The sequence below is a fragment of the Kitasatospora sp. NPDC048662 genome (genome assembly GCF_055587065.1).
The window spans coordinates 85,491-103,321 of the sequence record NZ_JBVJHA010000001.1 but is presented as its reverse complement, the minus strand read 5'-3'; the positions used below and the strand labels follow the sequence as shown (position 1 = coordinate 103,321).

The following is a 17,831-nucleotide window of genomic DNA, read 5'->3' as shown; positions in this document are numbered from 1 at the left end:
GAACGAGTACCGCCCACTGCTCCGTTCGGCGGGCCGCGCATACTGGACGGGCCACCCGTCTGCCGCGAAGGACCCCGTCATGAAGCTCAGCCGCCCGGTCTCCTGGTTCCTCACCGCCTTCGGCGTCTGGTCGGTCATGATCTGGACGACCTTCGCCAAGAACCTGTGGAAGGACTCCGGCGGCCAGGCCTTCGTCAACGGCGACCACTCGCAGCCCACCGCCTTCTTCTGGGTCCACCTGCTGCTCGCCATCACCTCCCTGCTGCTCGGCCTCGGCATCGGCTGGATCGGCGTCCGAGGCCTGCGAGCCCTGCGCAAGCCCGCCGTCGCGGAGTAGCGCCCCCGACCTGTACGCCGTCACCGCCGAGCGGCACCTGGTGACGTTCAGGGGCGTGGGCAGCCCGAAGGACCTGGGCGTTCTGGCCTGATGGTGCGTCAGGGGCCGTTCCGGCCAAGGCCGGTGCGGGTCTTTGGCGTGTCCGGACCTCTGGAGGTGGCTGAATCCGGCTGCTAGCCTGCCCGGCACGACTTCCGGGCGGATGGCGGCGAGGGGCCGGTGGCCGGGCCGGGGAGCAGGGGATGTGGGAGGCTCCGCGATGAGCACCAGCACCACCCTCGGCGACACCCGCCCCGAGTGGGCGCAGCGCCAGGAACGGGAGCGCCGGCACCGGCGCGCCAAGTCCCGGCTGCGGCTGCCGTTCGCCGTGGCGGCGGCCTGTCAGGCGGTGCTGCTGCTGTGGTGGGCGGCCGGATACCCGGCGTTCACCGGCACCGCCGCGAGTGGTGGCGCGCCGCTGTACGACGGCGCCGTGCGGGCCCTGCACCCGGCGGGGGTGACGCTGGCGCAGACCGTGGTGGTGGCGTTCGCGCTCGGGCACCTGGTGGCCGCGCTGGCCCGGTTCGGGGTGCGCGGCCGCTGGTCGGGGCCGGCCGCCCTCGCGCTGGCCGCGCTGCCGCCGACCGGCAGCCTGGTGGTCTCGCTCAGCCCCGAAGTGCCCGCCACCGCAGGGGCGTTGCTGCTCACCGCGGCGGGCCTGCGGCTGCTCGCCCGGCGGGTGGACGGGACGCTGCAGCGGGGCGGACCGGCGCAGCGGCTGGATCTGGCCGTACTGTTCTCGGCCATCGTGCTGCTCGCGCTGACCGGCCCCCGGGGTGCGGGCACCGCGCTGATCGCCGCCCTGGTGCTGCTGCCGGCGCTGCCCCGGGTGCGGGGCCGGCTCGCGCTGCTGACCGCCCTCGCGCTGGCGGTGCCGATCGCGCTCGCCCTGCTCGGCCACCCGGCGGCCCGGGCCGGCGACCTGCACCCGCTGCGCGCCGCCGACCTGGCGCTCGCCCAGCACCGCGACCCGGGCCGCCCGGAGCAGGCGCTGACGGCGCTCGCCCCGGCCGCCGACTGGGACGCGGCCGGCGCGGACTGCTCGGCGACCGCCGCCCTCACCGACCGCTGGGACACTGCCGCGGCCCGCCGTGAGCGGGACGAACTGGCCCGGGAATGGCGGCAGTTGCTGCGCGAGCACCCGGACCGGGTGCTGGACGCCCGGCTCTGCCGGGGCCGCCTCGCCTGGGCCGTGTGGGCGGGCACCGGCGGCCCGCACGCGGCCACCGAGGTGCCGGAGGCCTCCCCGTCCTCGCACGGCCTGCTGCGGCCGCTGCACTCCGCCGCCGCGTGGAGCCGCACCCTGCTGCGCGCCCCGCAGCTGGACTGGCTGCTGTGGCGCGGCGCCCTGTGGGCGTACCTGGGCCTGGCGGCGGCCCTGCTGTACGCCTGGCGGCACCGGCTGCCCGCGCTCGTCCCGGTGGCCGGTGCGGCCGTCCTGGGTACCCAGCTGGCGCTGACCGCGTCCGCCGCCGGCCAGGACTACCGGACCATGGCGGTGGCGCTGTTCCTCGGCCCGCTGCTGCTCACCCTGGCCACCGTCAGGACCGGCCGCGGGCCAACGGCCCCATGAGACGCCGAAGGGCCCGCCCGGAGCGCACTCCGGACGGGCCCTTCGAACAGCGTGGGACTAGAAGCGACGCGTGACGAGCGCGCGCTTCACCTCCTGGATCGCCTTGGTGACCTCGATGCCACGCGGGCAGGCCTCCGAGCAGTTGAAGGTGGTGCGGCAACGCCACACGCCCTCACGGTCGTTGAGGACCTCCAGGCGCTGCTCGGCGCCCTCGTCGCGGGAGTCGAAGATGAAGCGGTGCGCGTTGACGATCGCCGCCGGGCCGAAGTACTGGCCGTCGTTCCAGAACACCGGGCACGAGGAGGTGCACGCGGCGCACAGGATGCACTTGGTGGTGTCGTCGAAACGCTCGCGGTCGGCCTGCGACTGCAGGCGCTCGCGGGTCGGCTCGTTCCCCGAGGTGATCAGGAACGGCATGACGTCCTTGTACGCCTGGAAGAACGGGTCCATGTCCACGATCAGGTCCTTGAGGACCGCGAGGCCCTTGATGGCCTCGATCGTGATCGGCTTCTCCGGGTTGACGTCCTTGATCAGGGTCTTGCACGCCAGCCGATTGCGCCCGTTGATCCGCATGGCGTCCGAACCGCAGATGCCGTGCGCGCAGGAGCGACGGTACGTGAGCGTGCCGTCCTGCTCCCACTTGATCTTGTTGAGCGCGTCCAGGACGCGCTCCTTCGGGTCCATTTCGAGCTGGTAGTCCACCCACACCGGGTCCGGGTGCTCCTCCGGGTTGAACCGGCGGATCCGGAAGGTGACGTTGATCAGCTTGGTGCTGCCCGCCTCGACCGCGTCCAGCGCGGCCGAGTGCGTCTCGACGGTCGGAGTGGACATCAGTACTTACGCTCCATCGGCTGGTAGCGGGTCTGCACGACCGGCTTGTAGTCGAGGCGGATGGAGGTGGTGCCGTCCTCGGCCACCTCGCGGTACGCCATGGTGTGCTGCATGAACTTCACGTCGTCGCGGGTCGGGAAGTCCTCGCGGTAGTGACCGCCGCGGGACTCCTCGCGGGCCAGCGCGGAGACGACCAGCACCTCGGCCAGGTCGAGCAGGTTGCCCAGCTCGATGGCCTCCAGCAGGTCGGTGTTGTACCGCGAGCCCTTGTCCTGGATCGAGACGTTCTTGAAGCGCTCCTTGAGCGCCGCGACGTCCTTGACGGCCTGCTGCAGCGTCTTGCCGGTGCGGTAGACGGACACGTTGGTGTCCATCGACTCCTGCAGCTCCTTGCGGATCTGCGCGACCGACTCGGTGCCGGTGGACTCCCGCAGGCCCTCGACCATGGCCTCGACCAGCGCGCCCGGGTTCGGGGGCAGCTCGACGAAGTCGTGGTTGTCGGCGTACGCGGCGGCGGCGATGCCCGCGCGGCGGCCGAACACGTTGATGTCCAGCAGCGAGTTGGTGCCCAGGCGGTTGGCGCCGTGCACCGACACGCACGCGACCTCGCCCGCGGCGTACAGGCCCGGGACGATGTCGGTGTTGTTGCTCAGGACCTCACCCTCGACGTTGGTCGGGATGCCACCCATCGCGTAGTGCGCGGTGGGCTGGATCGGAATCGGGTCCGTGTAGGGCTCGATGCCGAGGTAGGTGCGCGCGAACTCGGTGATGTCCGGCAGCTTGGCGTCCAGCTGCTCCGGCGGCAGGTGCGTCAGGTCCAGGTAGACGTGGTCGCCGTCGGGGCCGCAGCCGCGGCCGGCCCGGATCTCCGAGTAGATCGCGCGGGAGCACACGTCACGGGACGCGAGGTCCTTCATGACGGGGGCGTAGCGCTCCATGAAGCGCTCGCCGTCCTTGTTGCGCAGGATGCCGCCCTCGCCGCGGGCGCCCTCGGTGAGCAGGATGCCCATCCGCCAGATGCCCGTCGGGTGGAACTGGAAGAACTCCATGTCCTCCAGCGGCAGGCCACGGCGCAGCGCCACGGCCTGGCCGTCACCGGTCAGGGTGTGCGCGTTCGAGGTGACCTTGAACATCTTGCCGGTGCCGCCGGAGGCGAACACCACGGCCTTGGCCTGGAAGACGTGGATCTCGCCGGTGGCGAGCTCGTAGGCCACCACACCGGCGGTCTTGCCCTCGTTGATCAGCAGGTCGAGGACGTAGAACTCGTTGAAGAACTCCACACCGTGCTTGACGCAGTTCTGGAACAGCGTCTGCAGGATCATGTGGCCGGTGCGGTCCGCGGCGTAGCAGGACCGGCGGACCGGGGCCTCGCCGTGGTTGCGGGAGTGGCCGCCGAAGCGGCGCTGGTCGATCCGGCCCTGGTCGGTGCGGGAGAAGGGCAGGCCCATCTTCTCCAGGTCGAGGACCGCGTCGATGGCCTCCTTGCACATGATCTCGGCGGCGTCCTGGTCGACCAGGTAGTCACCACCCTTGACAGTGTCGAAGGTGTGCCACTCCCAGTTGTCCTCCTCGACGTTGGCGAGTGCGGCACACATGCCGCCCTGCGCCGCGCCGGTGTGCGACCGGGTCGGGTAGAGCTTGGTCAGGACCGCGGTGCGGCTGCGCTGGGTCGACTCGATGGCCGCGCGCATGCCGGCGCCGCCGGCGCCGACGATGACGGTGTCGTACTGGTGAATCTGCATGGGGTCAGTCGCCTCTGGTGGCTCGTCAGATGTTCGGGTCGAAGGTGAAGATCACCAGGGTGCCGAGGACGACCGTGAAGACGGTCGCGACAGCCAGGAGGCCCTTCAGCCACAGACGAGTGGCGTCCTTCTCCGCGTAGTCGTTGATGACGGTGCGCATGCCGTTCGAGCCGTGCAGCATCGCCAGCCACAGCATCAGCAGGTCCCAGATCTGCCAGAACGGCGAGGCCCAGCGACCGGCCACGAAGGCGAAGCTGATCTTCGAGACGCCGCCGTCCAGCATCAGGTTGATCAGCAGGTGGCCGAGGACCAGCACCACCAGGACGACACCCGACAGGCGCATGAACAGCCAGGCGAGCATCTCGAAGTTGGTGCGGGTACGGCGCGGGGTCTTCTTGGTGCGGGCCCGGGCGGGCTCCACCACGAAGGCGTCGGCAGGGTTGCCGGTGCCCAGGCCCTGGCCCGTGTGGGCCTGCAGCGAGGGGACCACCAGGTCCTTGGTCTCAGCGGACATGCGGGATCAGCCCCCGAACCAGGAACGAAGGGTGTGCTGCAGAACGGGGTAGAAGGCGCCGCCCATCAGGACGATCCAGATGCCGACCACGGTCCACAGCATCTGCTTCTGGTACTTCGGGCCCTTGGCCCAGAAGTCGACCGCCACGACCCGCAGGCCGTTCAGGGCGTGGAACAGGATGGCGGCCACCAGGCCGTACTCCATCAGGTTCACCAGCCAGAACTTGTAGGTGGCGATCACCGAGTCGTACGCCTCGGGCGACACCCGCACCAGGGCGGTGTCAAGGACATGTGCGAACAGGAAGAAGAAGATCAGGACGCCGGTGACTCGGTGAGCCACCCAGCTCCACATGCCTTCCCGGCCGCGGTACAGCGTTCCAGCCGGCACGGAAAACCCTCCGGAAGCGGTTTGGGGGCTCGGCCGGCTTTCTGTCGGTCAGCCCGGCCGGATACGGTCCACCGGCCGCGAGCATCCTATCGACGCGCCGCGCCCTGCCGCCGTCGGGGGCCCCTGCTGTGATCTATCAGGCACGTACGGGCTAATCGGAACGGGAACTCTGACGCTGCGTGACCGAATGGTCGCGCAACGGTGCGAATTCGCGCCGGTCAGCTCCGGACCGCCACCAGGTGCTCCAGGCGGGTCAGCGCTATCCGGCGCAACTCCTCGGCGGAGATGAGCCGTTCCTCGTCCAGATCGTTGGCCAGCCGGGTGCGGATCGAGGTCAGCACCGCGTCCAGCATCTCCTCCTGGTCCACCCCGTCCAGGCAGACCACGAAGACGTGGCCGAACCGCGCCTCGTACGCGGCGTGCGCGGCGCGCAGCGCGGTGTGGGCCGCCTGGCTGCCCGGGGCGCGCATGCCGAGCAGTGGCTGCGGCATCCAGCTCTCGTCGGCCAGCGCCTCGGCGAGGTCCGCCGGGCGCAGGTCGTAGCTGGCCTCGCTGGCCGCCGCGAGCAGGGAACCGATGTCGGGGTACGGGCGGTGGGCGGTCAGGCGCAGGGCCCAGCGGTGGCTGCCGCAGCAGGCGAGCAGCGCCTCCTCGACCGCGCCGGAGTCGGCTTCGTTGAACCGGTGCAGTCCCAGCAGGGACGGATCCGTCCGCACGTCGAGACGCTGCGGCGGGATGTCGCTGGCCAGCGGATCCTCCTCGTGAGGGCGGGAAGGGGGGATGCTGCAGAGACAGAGAGGGTGTGACAGCACCCCCGCGCGGGGCCTGGGCGGCTCGGCGGGGCAGCGCCTCCACGGTAGTTGAGGGTTCATCAGTTGGGGAGGCGGCGGGCCGATTTCATTCGATCGAGCTATCAAGTTGTGACCCGCCGCCGCTGCCGTTCACACAGAACCGCTCAACCGGTCCGGTGCACCTTGTGGTTGGCGGCCTGCGCCCGGGGCCGGACCACCAGCAGATCGATGTTGACGTGCGCCGGACGGGTCACCGCCCAGGAGACGGTGTCGGCGACGTCCTCCGAGGTGAGCGGCTCGGCGACACCCGCGTACACCGCGTCCGCCTTCGCCTGGTCGCCGCGGAACCGGGTCAGCGCGAAGCCCTCGGACTTCACCATGCCGGGAGCGATCTCGATCACCCGGATCGGCTCGCCCACAAGTTCGAGGCGGAGGGTCTGCGCCACCGAGTGGACGGCGTGCTTGGCCGCCACGTAGCCGCCGCCGCCCTCGTACGCGGCCAGCGCCGCCGTCGAGGACATGATCAGCACGGTGCCGTCGCCGGTGGCGCGCAGCGCGGGCAGCAGCGCCTGGGTCAGGTGCAGCACACCCAGCACGTTGACCTCGTACATGGTGCGCCAGTCCGCCGGGTCGCCGGCCTCGACGCTGTCCGCGCCGAGCGCGCCGCCCGCGTTGTTCACCAGCACGTCCACCCGGCCGACCTCGGCGGCGAACGCGTCCACCGCGGCCCGGTCGGTGACGTCCAGCGTGTAGGAGCGGCCGCCGAGTTCCTTCGCCAGCAGCTCGATCCGGTCGGTGCGGCGGGCGGTCAGCACCACCTGGAAGCCGTCCGCGGCCAGCCGTCGGGCGGTCGCCGCCCCGATGCCGCTGCTGGCGCCGGTGACCACGGCCACCTTCTGCTCGCTCATGTCCACTCCTCGTGTGTCCGGCCAGGTGTTCGGTGCTGGGATCATCCCAAGGATCGCTCCGGACGTGTTGTGAGCAAGCTCCCAGCCGTGGCATCTGTCTGCCCGTGAGGGGCACGGCTACATTGCGTATCCAGCCGACGCGTTGATCGGCGCTGACCCTTCACCCATCTTCCGCGGAGGACACCCATGGCAGCCGAGCCCCGCCGCACCGAGTCGGGCCTGCCGATCGAGCCGGTGTACGGCCCCGAGACCCTGGCCGGCTTCGACGCCGCGAGCCGGCTCGGCACCCCCGGCCAGTACCCGTTCACCCGCGGCGTGTACCCGACCATGTACACCGGCAAGCCGTGGACGATGCGCCAGTACGCCGGCTTCGGCACCGCCGCCGAGTCCAACGCCCGCTACAAGCAGCTCATCGCCAACGGCACCATGGGCCTGTCCGTCGCCTTCGACCTGCCCACCCAGATGGGATACGACTCCGACGCCGCCATCTCGCACGGCGAGGTCGGCAAGGTCGGCGTCGCCGTCGACAGCGTCGAGGACATGAACGTCCTGTTCGGCGGCATCCCGCTGGGCGAGGTCTCCACCTCGATGACCATCAACGCGCCCGGCTCGCTGCTGCTGCTGCTCTACCAGCTGGTCGGCGAGGCCCAGGGCGTGCCGAGCAACAAGCTCACCGGCACCATCCAGAACGACGTGCTCAAGGAGTACATCGCCCGCGGCACCTACATCTTCCCGCCCAAGCCGAGCCTGCGGCTGATCGCCGACGTGTTCCAGTACTGCCGGGCCGAGATCCCCAAGTGGAACACCATCTCCATCTCCGGCTACCACATGGCCGAGGCCGGGGCGAACCCCGCGCAGGAGATCGCCTTCACCCTCGCCAACGGCATCGAGTACGTCCGCACCGCCGTCGCCGCCGGCATGGACGTCGACGACTTCGCGCCCCGGCTCTCCTTCTTCTTCGTCTCCCGCACCACGCTGCTGGAGGAGGTCGCCAAGTTCCGTGCCGCGCGCCGGATCTGGGCCCGCGTCATGAAGGAGGAGTTCGGCGCGAAGAACCCCAAGTCGCAGATGCTGCGCTTCCACACCCAGACCGCGGGCGTCCAACTGACCGCCCAGCAGCCCGAGGTCAACCTGGTCCGGGTCTCCGTGCAGGCGCTCGCCGCGGTGCTCGGCGGGACGCAGTCGCTGCACACCAACTCCTTCGACGAGGCGATCGCGCTCCCCACCGAGAAGTCCGCGAGGCTCGCGCTGCGCACCCAGCAGGTGCTCGCCTTCGAGACCGACATCACCGCGACGGTGGACCCGTTCGCGGGCTCGTACGTGGTCGAGGCCATGACGGACGAACTGGAGGCCGCGGCACTGGAGTTGATGGCCAAGGTCGAGGACATGGGCGGCGCGGTCGCGGCGATCGAGCAGGGGTACCAGAAGGGCGAGATCGAGCGCACCGCGTACCGCATTCAGCAGGAGCAGGACTCGGGCGCGCGGACCGTGGTCGGCGTCAACCGCTTCCAGCTGGCCGAGGAGGAGCCGTACGAGCCGCTCAGGGTCGACCCGGCGATCGAGGCGCAGCAGGCGGAGAGGCTTGAGCGCCTGCGTTCCGACCGGGACTCGTCGGCGGTGGATCGGGCGCTCACGTCGCTGCGCAAGGCGGCGGAGGGGACGGAGAACGTGCTGTACCCGATGAAGGAGGCCCTCGCGGCCCGGGCCACTGTCGGCGAGGTGTGTGACGCGCTGCGCGGGGTGTGGGGGACGTACACGCCGGTGGATCGCTTCTGAGTGCAAGTAGGGGCCCGTGCCGCGATCTTTCCGGCACGGGCCTTCCGCTTCGCGCAGTTCCGCCCCCTCGGCTTCGCCTGGGGGTACCCCCCGCGCCCCTGACGGGGCGCGGGGGATTTTTTACGGGTTACTTCTTGAGGGCGAAGGACTTGAAGAAGCCCTTGCCCGGGGAGCCCAGGCCGGTGGCCGTGTCGTAGCCGTTGGAGGCCGAGAGGCCGTAGTCGGCGCCGATCTTGTAGAGGCGGACGCGGAGGGTGTTGTTGATGACGCCGAGGTCGACGACGTTGCCGCGCTTGGTGTGGACGGCGTTGTCGTCCACGTCGTGGAAGGCGTTGGTGTCGGCGCGGTCGTAGAGGGCCGGGTTGGCGAAGCCGAGGGCGCGGCCGCCGCGGGTTTCGATGGCGTTGGCGAACATGGCCGCGGTCTCGGGGGCGGAGACCGAGGTGCCGCCGAAGCCGCCCTCGCTGTAGGCGCCGCCGGAGGTGAAGCCGACCAGGGTGGCGGCGACCAGGTCACCGCTCATGGCGATGTCGGGGGTGGCGCGCAGGGGGGTCTTGGAGGTGGTGCCGTCGGCCGCGGTCTTGCTGATGCTGTCCGGGACGACGCCATGCTGGTACCACGGCTGGGCGAAGTCCTTGGAGACACCGCCGCCGCCGCCGAAGTAGAACTTGCCGGGCATCGGGCTCCAGGACTTCTGGTCGGCGGAGAGCACCGAGCGCAGGTCGCCCATCGAGACCTCGTGGCCGTACTTGCCGGACTTGTCGCCCAGTTCGAGGGCGGTGCCGCCGACCGAGGTGACCCACGGGGAGGCGGACGGCCAGTCGGCCTGGGCCTGGTTGGTGTCGGCCTGGCAGTTGACGCCGGTGGCGGCCGCGCCGGGGGAGCTGTCGCCGCAGTCGCCGGAGGAGAAGGTGAAGCCGATGCCGGTGACGGCGCCGAGCTGGAAGATCTGGTTGTCGGCGGCCACCACGGCGGGGTCGATGTCGCCGGACTTGCCGTGCATGATCTCGCCCCACGAGTTGGAGACGATGTCGGCGAGGTGCCCGTCCACGACCTTGGCCATGGCGTCGTAGAGGTCCTCGTCGTAGCAGGAGTTGCCGCCGACGTAGACGACGTTCGCGTCCGGCGCGAGGCCGTGCACCATCTCGACGTCGAGGGCTTCCTCGCCGGCCCAGCCGTCGGGGCCGCCGCACTCGTCCTGGTGGGTCCACTGGGCGGGCGTGACGTACTCGGTGTACTGGCCCGGCTTGAACGGCTGGTCGCCGTGCAGGGTGGAGAAGTGGTTGGCGTCCTGCTCCATGGTGGGCAGGCCGTAGGCGTCGATGACGGCGACGCGGGCGCCCTTGCCGGAGACCTTGGCGTCGCTGACGCCGTAGGCCTTGCGGAGCTGGGTCGGTATGTACGAGCAGGGGGCGAACGGCTCGTTCTTCTCGTAGCCCTCGGGGGCGCCCTTGGCGGTCTTGGAGCCGTAGCCGTCCTCGGAGCAGGTCGGGACGGTCGGCAGGGTCGCCGGGTCCTTCTTGTCCGGGCCGGCCTTGGCGGCGGCGTTCATCCGCTGCTCGGCCTCGCGGACCGAGGTGGCGGAGGAGCTGTTCTTGTGGATCGCGTCGGCCAGGCCGGAGACCGCGAGGACGGCGTCGGAGACGGACGCCGGGACCTTGGCGTCGGTGGTCGGGGCCCGGTGGGTGCCGTCCGCGGTGCGGTAGTTGTGGAAGCCGGTGCCGAACGCCTTGGACAGCGCGGCGGTGGAGCCGGACACCTGCACGTAGTGGGCGGTGCTGGCGGAGACGGTGAGGCCCGCGGCGGACACCCAGTCGGTGACGGCCTTGACCTGCTCCGGGGTGGCGCCGAACTTCGCCTGGACCTGGGCGGACGTCAGGTACGTGCCGTAGTCGGGCGAGTGGGGGTCGGAGACGGCCCGGGCGAGGGCGGCGAGGCCGCTGGCGTCGCGGCCGGCCAGGTAGATCCGGGCGGTGGCCGGGGCGGCGGCGTCGGCCGCGCCCGCGTCGGCCTGCGGGGTGGCCCACTCCGGGTGGGTGCCCGGCAGGGTGCGGGCGGTGTCGCCCACGGGGGTGGCGGCGCCGGCCGGTACGGCCGCGCCGAGGGTGGTGATGATCAGTGCGGCCGCGACGGTGGCCGGAGCGATGCTCTTGGCGAGCCGATTGCGCGTGATGGGCACGTCGGTCCCCCCTTCTCGGTTCGATGGAGCGTCAACCGCCCTTCGTGAGGGCGTGACGAGGCGCGCCGCAGGCGGACTGTCCCACCCCACTACGGCGCCGGAGTTGACTGTGCGACAGCTGTCTATTCGGACTGATGTGCCCTGCTCAAGGGCGGGTCCGAAAGCTTTACTCCGCCATGACCCGATCGGGGGGAAGGGTTGGCGCCCCTGGTGCGGGAGTGGCCGCTGGTGCAGGTCGTGGCACATGGCAGGCGGCGGGGGAGCCGAACACAGGATCGGGCCGAATCGAAGAGTCATACCCATCATGGGGGGCGGTATGCATCCAAACGGTGAGAACTTTGGTGGAAGTCGGGCCAAAAGCCCGTCACCGGCCTACTCTTGTCAAGGTGAACGATCCTCAGCCCGCAGCCGCTGCCACCGTCACCGCCGTCCGCCCGCTCGCCGCCCTCCGGGCCCGAGTAGCGGCCCACCAGGCCGAGTTGATCGACCTCCGCCGTGACCTGCACCGGCACCCGGAGCTCGGCCGCCAGGAGTTCCGCACCACCAGGCTGCTGCGCGAGCGTCTGATCGCCGCCGGGCTGGAGCCGCGGGTGCTCCCGGGCGGTACCGGCCTGCTGGTGGACCTGGTTCCGCCGGGCACCGCGCCCGGCACCCCGTTGCTGGCCTTCCGCGCCGACATCGACGCGCTGCCGATCGACGACGTCAAGAAGGACGTCCCGTACCGCTCCACGGTGGCCGGCCGGGCGCACGCCTGCGGGCACGACGTGCACACCGCGGTGGTGCTCGGCACCGGGCTGGTGCTGGCCGAGGCGCTGGCCGCGGGGGAGCTGACCCGTCCGGTGCGGCTGATCTTCCAGCCGGCCGAGGAGATGATGCCGGGCGGCGCGCTGGACGTGATCGCGGCCGGCGGGATGGAAGGGGTCGGGCGGATCTTCGCGGTGCACTGCGACCCCAAGGTGCAGGTCGGCCGGATCGCCCTGAAGACCGGGGCGATCACCTCGGCCTGCGACAAGGTGATGATCGGCGTGGACGGCCCCGGCGGGCACACCGCCCGTCCGCACCTGACCACCGACCTGGTCACCGCGGTCGCCAAGCTGGCCGCCGAGACGCCGTCGGCGCTGGCCCGCCGGATGGACCCGCGCTGGGGCGTCTCGCTGGTGTGGGGGCGGATCGCGGCCGGTTCGGCGCCGAACGTGATCCCGCAGCACGCCGAGCTGGAGGGCACCGTCCGCTGCCTGGAACTGGCGGGCTGGCGCCAGGCCCCCGAGGTGCTGGAGGAACTGGTCGCGCACCTCGCCGAGACGCACCGCGCCAAGTGGACGCTGAACTACCACCGGGGCGTCCCGCCGGTGGTCAACGAGGCCGATTCGATCGACCAGTTGGAACGCGCGATGAACGACCGCTTCGCCGAGGGCCGCGGCCCGGTGGTGGAGCCGACCGAACAGAGCCTGGGCGGCGAGGACTTCTCCTGGTACCTGGAGCACGCGCCGGGCGCCCTGGCCCGCCTCGGGGTGCGCGGCCCCGACGAGAAGGGCGTCCGCGACCTGCACCAGGGCGACTTCGACGCGGACGAGCGGGCGATCGCCGTCGGCGTCGAACTGTTCGCCGCGCTGGCGCTGGAGCACGCCCGGATCTGACCGGCGCCGGGGCCCCCTTCCCGGGGCGGTTGTTCCGTGGTCGAATCGGCCGCGAAACGATCACCCAGGGGAGGGGACCCGATCCATGGACAGCACTCGCCGCAGACTCCTGTTCGCCGCCGGAGCCGCCGGAGCCACCGTCACCGCCGGACTGGCCGCCGCACCGGCGGCCAGCGCCGCCGGACCGACCGTCCCGAAGCCGGACGAGCCGCTGGTCGACTGGTACAACGTCAGGCGGTACGGGGCCCTCGGCGACAACAGCAACGACGACTGGCAGCCCATCACCGACGCCATCGCGGCCTGCCCGCCCGGCGCAGTGGTGTACTTCCCGGCCGGGCAGTACCTGGTCGGGAAGCCCCTGGTGGTGCCCGCCCACGTCACGCTGGCCGGTACGGTCGGCAGCCGCTGGTTCAGCTACTTTCCGAAGAACTCCTCCGGCGGCCCGGTGCCGCCGGTGTACATCAAGCCCAAGTGGGGCGCCTTCAACGGCTCCACGCTGATCCAACTGGCCGGTACCGGCGCCCGCTTGCACGACCTGGTGCTCGCCTCCGGCCGCGCCACCGACAACTCGACCGGCGGCGGCCCCGTCCAGGGCGTGACCGCGACGGGCCAGATCAAGGCCGTCCGGCTGAACAACGTCGGGATCTTCAACTTCAGCGGCTACGGGGTGCGCACCGACACCGGCACGGACGGATTCCCCGGGGGCTGGGAGGTCTCCCACCTGAACCTGGAGGCCAACAAGCTCGGCGGCTGGCGCTCCGACAACTCCGCCGACGCGGCGTTCGCCTTCGGCGACGGGGTGATCGACTCCTGCGAGGCCGGCGCCAACGGCGGCGACGGCTGGTACTTCGCGGGCACCGGCGCGCTCGGCTTCGTCGGCGTCCGCGCGACCTGGAACACCGGCAACGGCTTCCACCTGACCGGCAAGTGCGGAACCACCGGCTTCACCGAGTGCCAGACCGACCGCAACGCCTTCAACGGCTGGCTGCTGGAGAGCCCGCAGATCACCCCCGCCTCCGCCCCCTCGCCGCACTCCATCACCCTGACGGGCTGCCAGGCCAGCCGCGACGGACGGAACGACAACGTCACGCCGGGCGGCTACGCCGGCTTCCGGATCACCGCCCCCGCCGGTGATCCGGCCGTCCCGGTCACCCTGACCGGCTGCGCCACCCATGTCTCCGCGGACGACAAGCCCGGCGGGATGCTCGCCCCCGACTACGGCGTGTACGTCGACCACGCGCTGCGGGTGCTGCTCACCGGCTGCATGCTCACCGGCACCAAGGCGAGCGTGCGCGACGACGCGGGCGCGGTGCTGGACAACGGCACCACCATGCACAACCTGACCACCACCGCGGGTGTGTCGTACAACGTTCCGTCGCCCGCGATCACCCCGGCCGGCAACGCGCCGCAGCCCGCCGACTCGGGCTTCGGGACCTGGTCCTTCGACCCCGCCGCGGTGTCCGACAAGAGCACCCAGCTGAACTCGGGCAACGTCTACCTGGTGCGGGTGGAGACGCACCAGCCGGTCACCGTCTCGGCGGTCTCCGTACTGGTGGCGGGGAGCGGCAGCGGGTTCACCACCGGCAACGTGGCCGGCGTGTACGACCGCACCGGCAAGCTGCTGGCCGGCACCGCGGAGCAGGCGACGGCCTGGTCGGGCGGCGGGAACCTGCTGTGCCGGATGCCGCTGTCCAAGGCGGTCACCCTGGGGCCCGGCTTCCACTGGGTGGCGCTGCTGGCCAACGCGACCACCCCGCCGGCCTTCGCCCGGGGGTCGACGTTCCCGAACCCGGGCGCCTTCCTGAACGCCGGGCTCACCCCGGCCACCTACCGGGTCGCCGCGCTGAAGGACAGCGCCACCTCGCTGCCGTCCTCCTTCGATCCGGCGCAGAACCGGAACGCCGACGGCACGGTGCAGATGTTCTGGGTGGGCCTGAGCTGAGGCCGTCGGCCGGGGTGGGAGAGCCGCGTCCAAAGGTGCGACGCGGCGGCTTCCCGGGTAGGGACCGGAGGCGTACCGTGGTGGCGCGCTACCAGCCAGTAGCGGAACGGGAGTTGAACAAGTGTGCTGCTATGTCCGGATTTGCCCGGGCGTACGACCACATTTTGATAACAACCCCGGGGGCCGTGCATGCCGTAACACAACCGTGTTCTACGCGCGTTACGGTGGCGCTCGACCACGCCATTCGGGTGTGTGAGAAGGAGAAACTCCCTTGCGCCGTTCACTCAAGCTCGCCGCGGCCGTGCTCTCGGGTTCCCTGGGCATCGCCTCGCTCGCCGCCTGCGGCGCAAAGAGCACCGACAACTCCAACACCACCGCCAATGCCGGTGGCTCGGGTCTCAAGGTCGGCATGGCCTACGACATCGGCGGCCGCGGTGACCAGTCCTTCAACGACTCCGCCGCGCGTGGCCTGGACCAGGCCAAGACCGAGCTGGGCGCCACCATCAACGAGGCCGAGGCCAAGTCCGGCGAGTCCGAGGGTGACAAGGAGCAGCGCCTCAAGTCCCTGGTGACCGGTGGCTTCAACCCGGTCATCGCGGTCGGCTTCGTCTACCAGGACGCGGTCAACAAGGTCGCCAAGGAGAACCCGAACGTCAAGTTCGCGATCGTCGACTCCTTCTCGCCCGAGCAGCCGAGCAACGTGACCTCGCTGACCTTCTCGGAGGAGCAGGGCTCGTACCTGGCGGGCGTGGCCGCGGCCAGCAAGTCGAAGACCAAGCACGTCGGCTTCATCGGCGGTGTGCAGTCCGAGCTGATCAAGAAGTTCGAGGCCGGCTACGTCGCGGGCGCCAAGTCGGTCGACCCGAACATCGCGATCGAGGTCACCTACCTGACCACCCCGCCGGACAACACCGGCTTCGCCGACCCGGGCAAGGGCAAGCAGGCCGCGCAGGGCCAGATGGACAAGGGCGCGGACGTCATCTACTCCGCCGCCGGCTCCTCCGGCAGCGGCGCCATCGAGGCCGTCTCCAGCGCCCCGGGCAACAAGTGGGCCATCGGCGTCGACTCCGACCAGGCCAGCCAGCCGGCCCTGTCGAAGTACAAGGACCACATCCTCACCTCGATGGTGAAGAACGTGAACACCGGTGTGTTCACCTTCATCAAGTCGGCCAAGGACGGCAGCGCCCAGTCCGGCGTGAAGAACTTCGACCTGAAGGACGGCGGCGTGTCGCTGGCCGTCACCGGTGGCTTCATCGACGACATCAAGGCCAAGATCGACGCCGCCACCAACCAGATCACCAGCGGCGCCACCAAGGTTCCGACCGCTCCGCAGGGCTGATCCCCTGCCACCGTGCCGCCCGCCGACCGGGCGGCGCAGTGGTCTGACGCATCGCAGGGAAGGGGCTCGGACGGGATGCGCCCAGCGCATCCCCCGGGCCCCTGCCTGTGCCCCCACCGCCGCCCCGGTGTCCGTCCAGCGGCTGTACCACCCCCGGCCCCCCTGAGCTTCCAGCGCAACGAAGCGCCCGACGACCAGCAGGAGATCGCCATCACTCCCTCCGACTCCGCCCCTCCCGGCGGCACCCCCAGCGCGGGGACGGCGACACCGGCCGTCGAACTGCGTGGCATCACCAAGCGCTTCCCCGGTGTGGTGGCCAACCACGACATCGACATCACCGTGCAGCGCGGCACCGTGCACGCCCTGATGGGCGAGAACGGCGCAGGCAAGTCCACCCTGATGAAGATCCTCTACGGGATGCAGAAGCCGGACGAGGGCACCATCGCCATCAACGGCGAGCAGGTGGCCTTCGCCACCCCGGGCGACGCGATCGCCCGCGGCATCGGCATGGTCCACCAGCACTTCATGCTGGCCGACAACCTCACCGTCTGGGAGAACATCGTCCTGGGCAGCGAGAAGCTGTACGGCATCGGCGCCAAGGCGAAGGCGAAGATCCGCGAGATCTCCGACCAGTACGGCCTGGGCGTGAAGCCGGACCTGCTGGTCGAGGACCTCGGCGTGGCCGACCGGCAGCGGGTGGAGATCCTCAAGGTGCTGTACCGCGGCGCCCGGATCCTGATCCTGGACGAGCCGACCGCGGTGCTGGTCCCGCAGGAGGTCGACGCGCTGTTCGACAACCTGCGCGACCTCAAGTCCGAGGGCGTCACTGTCATCTTCATCTCGCACAAGCTGCACGAGGTGCTGTCGGTGGCCGACGCGATCAGCGTGATCCGCCGCGGCACCACGGTCGGCGACGCCGACCCGAAGGTCGTCACGGCCCGGCAGCTGGCCGAGCTGATGGTCGGCGCCGAACTGCCTTCCCCGGAGAGCCGCGAGTCCACCGTCACCGACGTGGAGATGCTCCGCGTCGAGGGCCTGCGGATCGCCAAGCCGGACGCCGAGGGCGTCGAGCGGGTGGTGCTGGACGACATCTCGCTGCGCATCCGCAAGGGCGAGATCCTCGGCATCGCCGGTGTCGAGGGCAACGGCCAGGCCGAACTGGTCGAGGCGGTCATGGGCATGCTGCCGCTGGACGCCGGCACCGTCACGCTGGACGGCACCGACCTGAGCGGCGCCCGGACCCGGGCCCGCCGGGAGGCCGGCATCGGCTACATCCCGGAGGACCGGCACCGGCACGGCCTGCTGCTGGAGGCCCCGCTCTGGGAGAACCGGATCCTCGGCCACGTCACCGAGCGGCCCAACTCCAAGGGCGTGCTGCTCGACCCGGCCGGCGCCCGCGCCGACACCCAGCGGATCGTCGAGCAGTACGACGTCCGCACCCCCGGCATCGAGGTCACCGCGGCGTCGCTGTCCGGCGGCAACCAGCAGAAGCTGATCATCGGCCGCGAGATGAGCCACGACCCGAAGCTGCTGATCGCCGCCCACCCGACCCGCGGCGTGGACGTCGGCGCGCAGGCGCAGATCTGGGAGCAGATCCGCTCCGCGCAGCGCGAGGGCCTGGCGGTGCTGCTGATCTCCGCCGACCTGGACGAGCTGATCGGCCTGTCCGACACCATCCGGGTGATCTACCGCGGTGCGCTGGTCGCCTCCGCCGACCCGGCCACCGTCACCGCCGAGGACCTGGGCACCGCGATGACCGGTGCCGCCACCGGACACATCGTCTCCGACCGGAGTCCGTCCACCGTCACCGCCGGCCACGAGCAGGCGGGGGAGTAG

The 17,831-nt window shown here is 71.0% G+C and carries 14 protein-coding genes; 7 read left to right on the top strand and 7 right to left on the bottom strand.

From position 1 onward, the window contains the following. Window positions 1-79: 79 nt before the first annotated feature. Together ACZ6R9_RS00445 and ACZ6R9_RS00440 are read left to right on the top strand one after the other, a co-directional pair. The gene (locus ACZ6R9_RS00445; RefSeq protein WP_380487140.1) at window positions 80-337 is read left to right on the top strand and encodes an SCO4848 family membrane protein; all 258 of its coding nucleotides are present in this window, start codon (window positions 80-82) and stop codon (window positions 335-337) included. 259 nt (window positions 338-596) lie between these two features. Then, a complete protein-coding gene (locus tag ACZ6R9_RS00440) occupies window positions 597-1,949 on the top strand; it encodes a hypothetical protein (RefSeq protein ID WP_465535561.1) in 1,353 nt (450 codons plus the stop codon). A gap of 57 nt (window positions 1,950-2,006) precedes the next feature. Here ACZ6R9_RS00440 and ACZ6R9_RS00435 read toward each other — a convergent pair whose 3' ends face one another. From ACZ6R9_RS00435 to ACZ6R9_RS00410, 6 genes are all read right to left on the bottom strand, one after another. Beyond that, entirely contained in the window at window positions 2,007-2,780 is a 774-nt protein-coding gene (locus ACZ6R9_RS00435) for a succinate dehydrogenase iron-sulfur subunit (RefSeq protein WP_380487136.1), read from the bottom strand. Then, complete coding sequence (gene sdhA, locus ACZ6R9_RS00430; RefSeq protein ID WP_380487134.1) at window positions 2,780-4,522, bottom strand: succinate dehydrogenase flavoprotein subunit; 1,743 nt, start codon at window positions 4,520-4,522, stop codon at window positions 2,780-2,782. Before sdhA ends, ACZ6R9_RS00435 begins: the two co-directional genes overlap by 1 nt. 25 nt (window positions 4,523-4,547) lie before the next feature. Then, entirely contained in the window at window positions 4,548-5,036 is a 489-nt protein-coding gene (gene sdhD, locus ACZ6R9_RS00425; RefSeq protein ID WP_035863367.1) for a succinate dehydrogenase, hydrophobic membrane anchor protein, read from the bottom strand. Window positions 5,037-5,042: 6 nt separating this feature from the next. Continuing rightward, entirely contained in the window at window positions 5,043-5,423 is a 381-nt protein-coding gene (gene sdhC, locus ACZ6R9_RS00420) for a succinate dehydrogenase, cytochrome b556 subunit (protein WP_380487132.1), read from the bottom strand. A gap of 218 nt (window positions 5,424-5,641) precedes the next feature. Then, a complete protein-coding gene (locus ACZ6R9_RS00415) occupies window positions 5,642-6,139 on the bottom strand; it encodes a 2-oxo-4-hydroxy-4-carboxy-5-ureidoimidazoline decarboxylase (RefSeq protein ID WP_380487130.1) in 498 nt (165 codons plus the stop codon). A 239-nt stretch (window positions 6,140-6,378) separates the two neighbouring features. Further along, window positions 6,379-7,122 carry an SDR family oxidoreductase gene (locus tag ACZ6R9_RS00410; RefSeq protein ID WP_380487128.1) on the bottom strand — a complete coding sequence of 248 codons (744 nt, stop codon included), beginning with the start codon at window positions 7,120-7,122 and terminating at the stop codon, window positions 6,379-6,381. A 186-nt stretch (window positions 7,123-7,308) separates the two neighbouring features. Here ACZ6R9_RS00410 and ACZ6R9_RS00405 point away from each other — a divergent pair, with 186 nt between their 5' ends. Then, window positions 7,309-8,898, top strand: a complete 1,590-nt coding sequence (locus ACZ6R9_RS00405) for an acyl-CoA mutase large subunit family protein (protein WP_465535556.1) — start codon at window positions 7,309-7,311, stop codon at window positions 8,896-8,898. 127 nt (window positions 8,899-9,025) lie between these two features. Here ACZ6R9_RS00405 and ACZ6R9_RS00400 read toward each other — a convergent pair whose 3' ends face one another. Further along, the gene (locus ACZ6R9_RS00400) at window positions 9,026-11,077 is read right to left on the bottom strand and encodes a S53 family peptidase (RefSeq protein ID WP_465535554.1); all 2,052 of its coding nucleotides are present in this window, start codon (window positions 11,075-11,077) and stop codon (window positions 9,026-9,028) included. A gap of 386 nt (window positions 11,078-11,463) precedes the next feature. On the opposite strand from ACZ6R9_RS00400, the gene ACZ6R9_RS00395 reads away from it, so the two are divergent. The 4 genes from ACZ6R9_RS00395 to ACZ6R9_RS00380 all read left to right on the top strand — a co-directional run bounded on the left by ACZ6R9_RS00395 (window position 11,464) and on the right by ACZ6R9_RS00380 (window position 17,831). Continuing rightward, window positions 11,464-12,714 carry an amidohydrolase gene (locus tag ACZ6R9_RS00395; protein WP_380487123.1) on the top strand — a complete coding sequence of 417 codons (1,251 nt, stop codon included), beginning with the start codon at window positions 11,464-11,466 and terminating at the stop codon, window positions 12,712-12,714. Window positions 12,715-12,799: 85 nt separating this feature from the next. Beyond that, window positions 12,800-14,656, top strand: coding sequence for a glycosyl hydrolase family 28-related protein (locus ACZ6R9_RS00390; protein WP_465535551.1), 1,857 nt, complete (start codon window positions 12,800-12,802; stop codon window positions 14,654-14,656). A 271-nt stretch (window positions 14,657-14,927) separates the two neighbouring features. Then, window positions 14,928-15,995, top strand: a complete 1,068-nt coding sequence (locus ACZ6R9_RS00385; RefSeq protein ID WP_380487119.1) for a BMP family lipoprotein — start codon at window positions 14,928-14,930, stop codon at window positions 15,993-15,995. A 75-nt stretch (window positions 15,996-16,070) separates the two neighbouring features. Then, entirely contained in the window at window positions 16,071-17,831 is a 1,761-nt protein-coding gene (locus tag ACZ6R9_RS00380) for an ABC transporter ATP-binding protein (RefSeq protein WP_465535549.1), read from the top strand.